A 4,349-nucleotide genomic window follows, 5' to 3' on the forward strand; every position below is an offset into this window, starting at 1 on the left:
TCTCAGCGTAGCTGGGGTCGAGCGCGTGCTCGGCATCAACGAAGGCACACACTTTGCCCTGCTTTTGCGCTTGGGCAATGACCGAAAGCGTCAGGGTAGTTTTACCCGATGACTCTGGGCCAAAGATTTCGACGACACGACCAAACGGTAAACCACCAATGCCGAGTGCAATATCCAGCCCCAGCGAACCGGTGGAGACAGACGGCATCACGACGCGTGGCGCATCGCCAAGGCGCATAACGGTCCCTTTACCAAACTGGCGATCAATCTGGCTGAGTGCAGCATTAAGCGCTTTTGTGCGGTTGTCTTCCTGAGCCATGCGGAAATTCCTCATAACAAGCTGTATAATTAGCCAGTAGTATGCCAAAGATTAGCGGCTAAACAAATCCTCAGCGGCAACTTTAACGATTATTTCTTCTGCGCCTGAGCGCTCAGCCTCGACACTAAACCCGCCAGCGCTTCGCGCACCGCCTGCTCCCGCACCGCTTGGCGGTCGCCGGGGAAGTGGAAGCACTCTGCCTGCTGCTGTCCAGCACTGCCCCAGGCAATCCATACGGTACCTACCGGTTTTTCGTCGCTGCCGCCCTCCGGGCCGGCCACACCGCTCACCGCAACGGCTAAATCAGCCCCGCTTTCACGGCAGGCTCCCGCCACCATCGCCTTCACCACGGCCTCGCTAACGGCTCCATGGGCTTCAAGCGTGGCAGGCTCCACACCCAGCAGGCGGGTTTTCGCGGCGTTTGAGTAGGTCACATAGCCCGCTGTAAAGTACGCCGAACTGCCTGCCGCCGAGGTAATCGCACTGGCAATGCCTCCTCCGGTGCAAGACTCTGCGGCGGTCACTTCAACGCCAAGCTGAAGGCAAAGCCGCCCCAGCCGCTGGGCAAGCAGCGATAAATCGAGGTTCTTGAGGCTAGAAACGCTGGGGGGCATGGTGACTCCTTCATGTAAGACCTTAGGGTAGCGTAGAATACTGCGTTTAGCTTTCTCAATGAAATTGCTCAACGAACATGCCGCAGGCCAACCGCTTGCGCCACGCTCAATCAGGACGCCCATGTCACAGGCCAGCCCCGCCCATACGCCAATGATGGCGCAATACCTTAACATCAAGCGCGAGCACCCCGAGGTACTGCTGTTTTACCGCATGGGGGATTTTTACGAGCTGTTTTTCGATGACGCTAAACGCGCCGCTGCGCTGCTGGATATCACCCTGACCCAGCGCGGCCAGTCGGGGGGTAAACCCATCCCCATGGCCGGGGTGCCCTACCATAGCGCGGAAGGTTATTTAGCCCGCTTAGTAGCAGGCGGTGAGTCGGTGGCGATTTGCGAGCAAATCGGCGACCCAGCCACTAGTAAAGGCCCGGTGGAGCGTCAGGTGGTGCGCATCGTCACCCCCGGCACACTGCACGATGAAGCCCTGCTAGATGCTCGGCGAGATAACGTTCTGGTGGCCGTTGCCCCCGGAAAAGCGGGCTGGGGATTGGCATGGCTGGAGCTCTCCAGCGGTCGTTTTAACGTACTGGAAGTCGAGAGCGAAGCGGAAATGCTCGCCGAGTTGACCCGCCTCTCCCCTGCGGAGCTGCTGGTGCCGGAGAGCCTGACCCTGCCCGATGCGTGGTCGCAAAAGCGCAGCCTACGCCGCCAGGGGGAGTGGCTATTCGATCTGGAAAGCGCCACCCGCAGCCTGTGCGACCAATTTGAAGTTAGCGACCTGCGTGGCTTTGGCTGCGCGCATCTCTCCACGGCGCTGATCGCGGCCGGTGTCTTGATCGACTACGCGCGCGATACCCAGCGCTCGCGCCTGCCCCACGTGACCGCCATCAGCGTAGAGAACCGCGACGATGCCGTGGTGATCGACGCCGCCAGCCGCCGCAATCTGGAAATCGACATCAACCTCGGCGGCACCGACGATAACACCCTGGCCAGCGTGCTTGATACCTGCACCACGGCCATGGGTTCGCGGCTTTTAAAGCGCTGGCTGAATCGCCCGCTACGCCAGCGGGAGATCGTCGAGGGCCGCCAAGCCGGCGTGGCCCTACTCTCTATCGATGCCAACTATATGAGCCTGCGGGATACGCTGAGCGACGTGGGGGACGTGGAACGCATACTCGCCCGCGTCGCTCTTTACAGCGCACGCCCACGCGATCTCGCGCGACTGAGAGATGCGCTCGCCACGCTGCCCACGCTGGAAGCGCTGCTGACCGATATCGACAGCGGCAGCGCCCTGGATAGCCTCAAGCCGCATATCCGCCCCTACCCCGAGCTGGCCGATACGCTAGCGCGAGCGCTGGTCGACAACCCGCCTGTAGTGATTCGGGATGGCGGCGTGATTGCCGATGGCTTCGATGCCGAGCTAGATGAGCATCGCGGCATGGCCGAAAACGCAGGCGACTATCTCGTTCAGTTAGAACTGAGAGAGCGCGAACGCACGGGACTTGCCAACCTAAAAGTTGGCTATAACCGCGTACACGGCTACTTTATTGAGCTACCCCGCGCCCAGGCGCAGCATGCGCCAGCCGACTATATCCGTCGTCAAACGCTGAAAAACGCCGAGCGCTTTATTATCCCAGAGCTGAAGGAGTTTGAGGACAAAGCGCTTTCCGCCAAGTCGCGGGCGCTGACGCGGGAAAAATGGCTCTACGATCAGTTGCTAGCCGAGCTCAACGCCCAACTGCACGAGCTACAAAACACCTCACGCGCGCTGGCTGAGCTGGATGTACTGTGTGCTTTTGCCGAGCGTGCCGACGCGCTCAACTGGGTGCGCCCTCAATTGGTGGAGGCCACGGGCATCACCATTACCGCCGGGCGCCACCCGGTCGTGGAGCAGGTCAGCGACAAACCGTTCGTGCCCAACGACGTGCTGCTCACCCCAGAGCAGCACATGCTGATCATCACCGGCCCCAACATGGGCGGTAAATCGACCTACATGCGCCAAACCGCCCTGATCGCCCTGCTGGCCCATAGCGGCAGCTTCGTACCCGCCGATGCCGCCGAGATCGGCCCGGTTGACCGCATCTTTACCCGGATCGGATCGTCAGATGATCTAGCGGGAGGGCGCTCTACCTTCATGGTAGAAATGACCGAAACCGCCAATATTTTGCACAATGCCACCGAACACAGCCTGGTGTTAATGGATGAGATTGGCCGTGGCACTAGCACCTTCGATGGGCTTTCCTTGGCCTGGGCAAGCGCCGAGCATCTCGCTAACGCTCGGGCGCTCACGCTGTTTGCCACGCACTATTTTGAAATGACGGCACTGCCTGAGCAGGCGGAGGGCATCGCCAATATTCATTTGACGGCAACGGAGCACGGCGATGGTATCGTGTTCATGCACCGTATCGAGGCAGGCCCCGCCAGCCAGAGTTATGGCTTACAGGTCGCCCAACTCGCCGGGGTCCCGGCTCCGGTAATTCGTCGCGCTCGGGAAAAGCTGATGACGCTCGAACAGCGGGATGTCGACGAGCAGCAGCGGCCCTCAGCGAGCCCTGCGATACCGCAGCAAAACGACCTGTTCGCCAGCGCCCCGCACCCGGTGGTAGAAGCGCTCGGTAAGGCGGATATCGACGACTTGTCGCCTCGCGAAGCGCTGACCTTGTTGTATCAGTGGCGAGAGTTGCTATAGACAATGGATATAATGAGCGTCAGTAATCGCATCAACAGATGAGCGCGAGCGCTTGCCGCCGGGTATGGGCACCACTAGAATGTCGCCCATACCTTTTTACCTTATAAAAAACCGCAGATTTATAACCATTCACGATTGACCACGACCGGGAGGCTTCTCGGTCTCGCAAGAGGGATAGCAAGATGACGTTTGTCGTTACCGAGAACTGCATCCAATGCAAATACACCGACTGTGTGGAAGTTTGCCCAGTCGACTGTTTCTACGAAGGCCCCAATTTCCTAGTTATTCACCCGGACGAGTGCATCGACTGCGCGCTGTGTGAGCCAGAGTGCCCTGCTGAGGCAATATTCTCGGAGGATGAGCTGCCAGATGGCCAAGAGCAGTTTATCGAGATCAACGCGGAGTTGGCCGAAGTGTGGCCCAATATTGCCGAGAAGAAAGACCCTCTGCCCGATGCAGAAGAGTGGGATGGCAAAACGGGTAAGCTGGAAAAACTCGAGCGTTAAGCGCAGAGTGTTAGCACATCCCAAAAAAACCAGCGTTTACGCTGGTTTTTTTGTAGTCGGATGGAAGGCGTCCATGATTGCGTGAATGGCCTACACAGCGAGTAGGGTGAGGCGTTACCGCCTCATCCCTCTCACAGAACCGTACATACGGGCCACGTATACGGCTCATGCCATTAACTTACCCCGAACTCGGGGACAGTGATGCCGGTTTTGACCTTCGC

3 protein-coding genes and 1 pseudogene are annotated in these 4,349 nt (G+C 59.2%); 2 read left to right on the top strand and 2 right to left on the bottom strand.

Annotated features, from left to right (window positions below):
- Positions 1-319 (bottom strand): annotated as a pseudogene (locus L1249_RS17150) (DNA recombination/repair protein RecA); the annotation flags it as partial.
- Between the two features lie 89 nt (positions 320-408).
- The gene (locus tag L1249_RS17155) at positions 409-933 is read right to left on the bottom strand and encodes a CinA family protein (protein ID WP_044628864.1); all 525 of its coding nucleotides are present in this window, start codon (positions 931-933) and stop codon (positions 409-411) included.
- 121 nt (positions 934-1,054) lie between these two features.
- Between L1249_RS17155 and mutS the strand changes: the two genes are divergently transcribed.
- Both mutS and fdxA read left to right on the top strand, forming a co-directional pair.
- Positions 1,055-3,622, top strand: a complete 2,568-nt coding sequence (gene mutS / locus L1249_RS17160) for a DNA mismatch repair protein MutS (RefSeq protein ID WP_172415925.1) — start codon at positions 1,055-1,057, stop codon at positions 3,620-3,622.
- A gap of 182 nt (positions 3,623-3,804) precedes the next feature.
- Positions 3,805-4,128 carry a ferredoxin FdxA gene (gene fdxA / locus L1249_RS17165; protein WP_044628866.1) on the top strand — a complete coding sequence of 108 codons (324 nt, stop codon included), beginning with the start codon at positions 3,805-3,807 and terminating at the stop codon, positions 4,126-4,128.
- Positions 4,129-4,349 lie beyond the last annotated feature (221 nt).

This window comes from Halomonas sp. Cn5-12 (genome assembly GCF_021532545.1).
GTDB classification, from domain to species: domain Bacteria; phylum Pseudomonadota; class Gammaproteobacteria; order Pseudomonadales; family Halomonadaceae; genus Vreelandella; species Vreelandella aquamarina.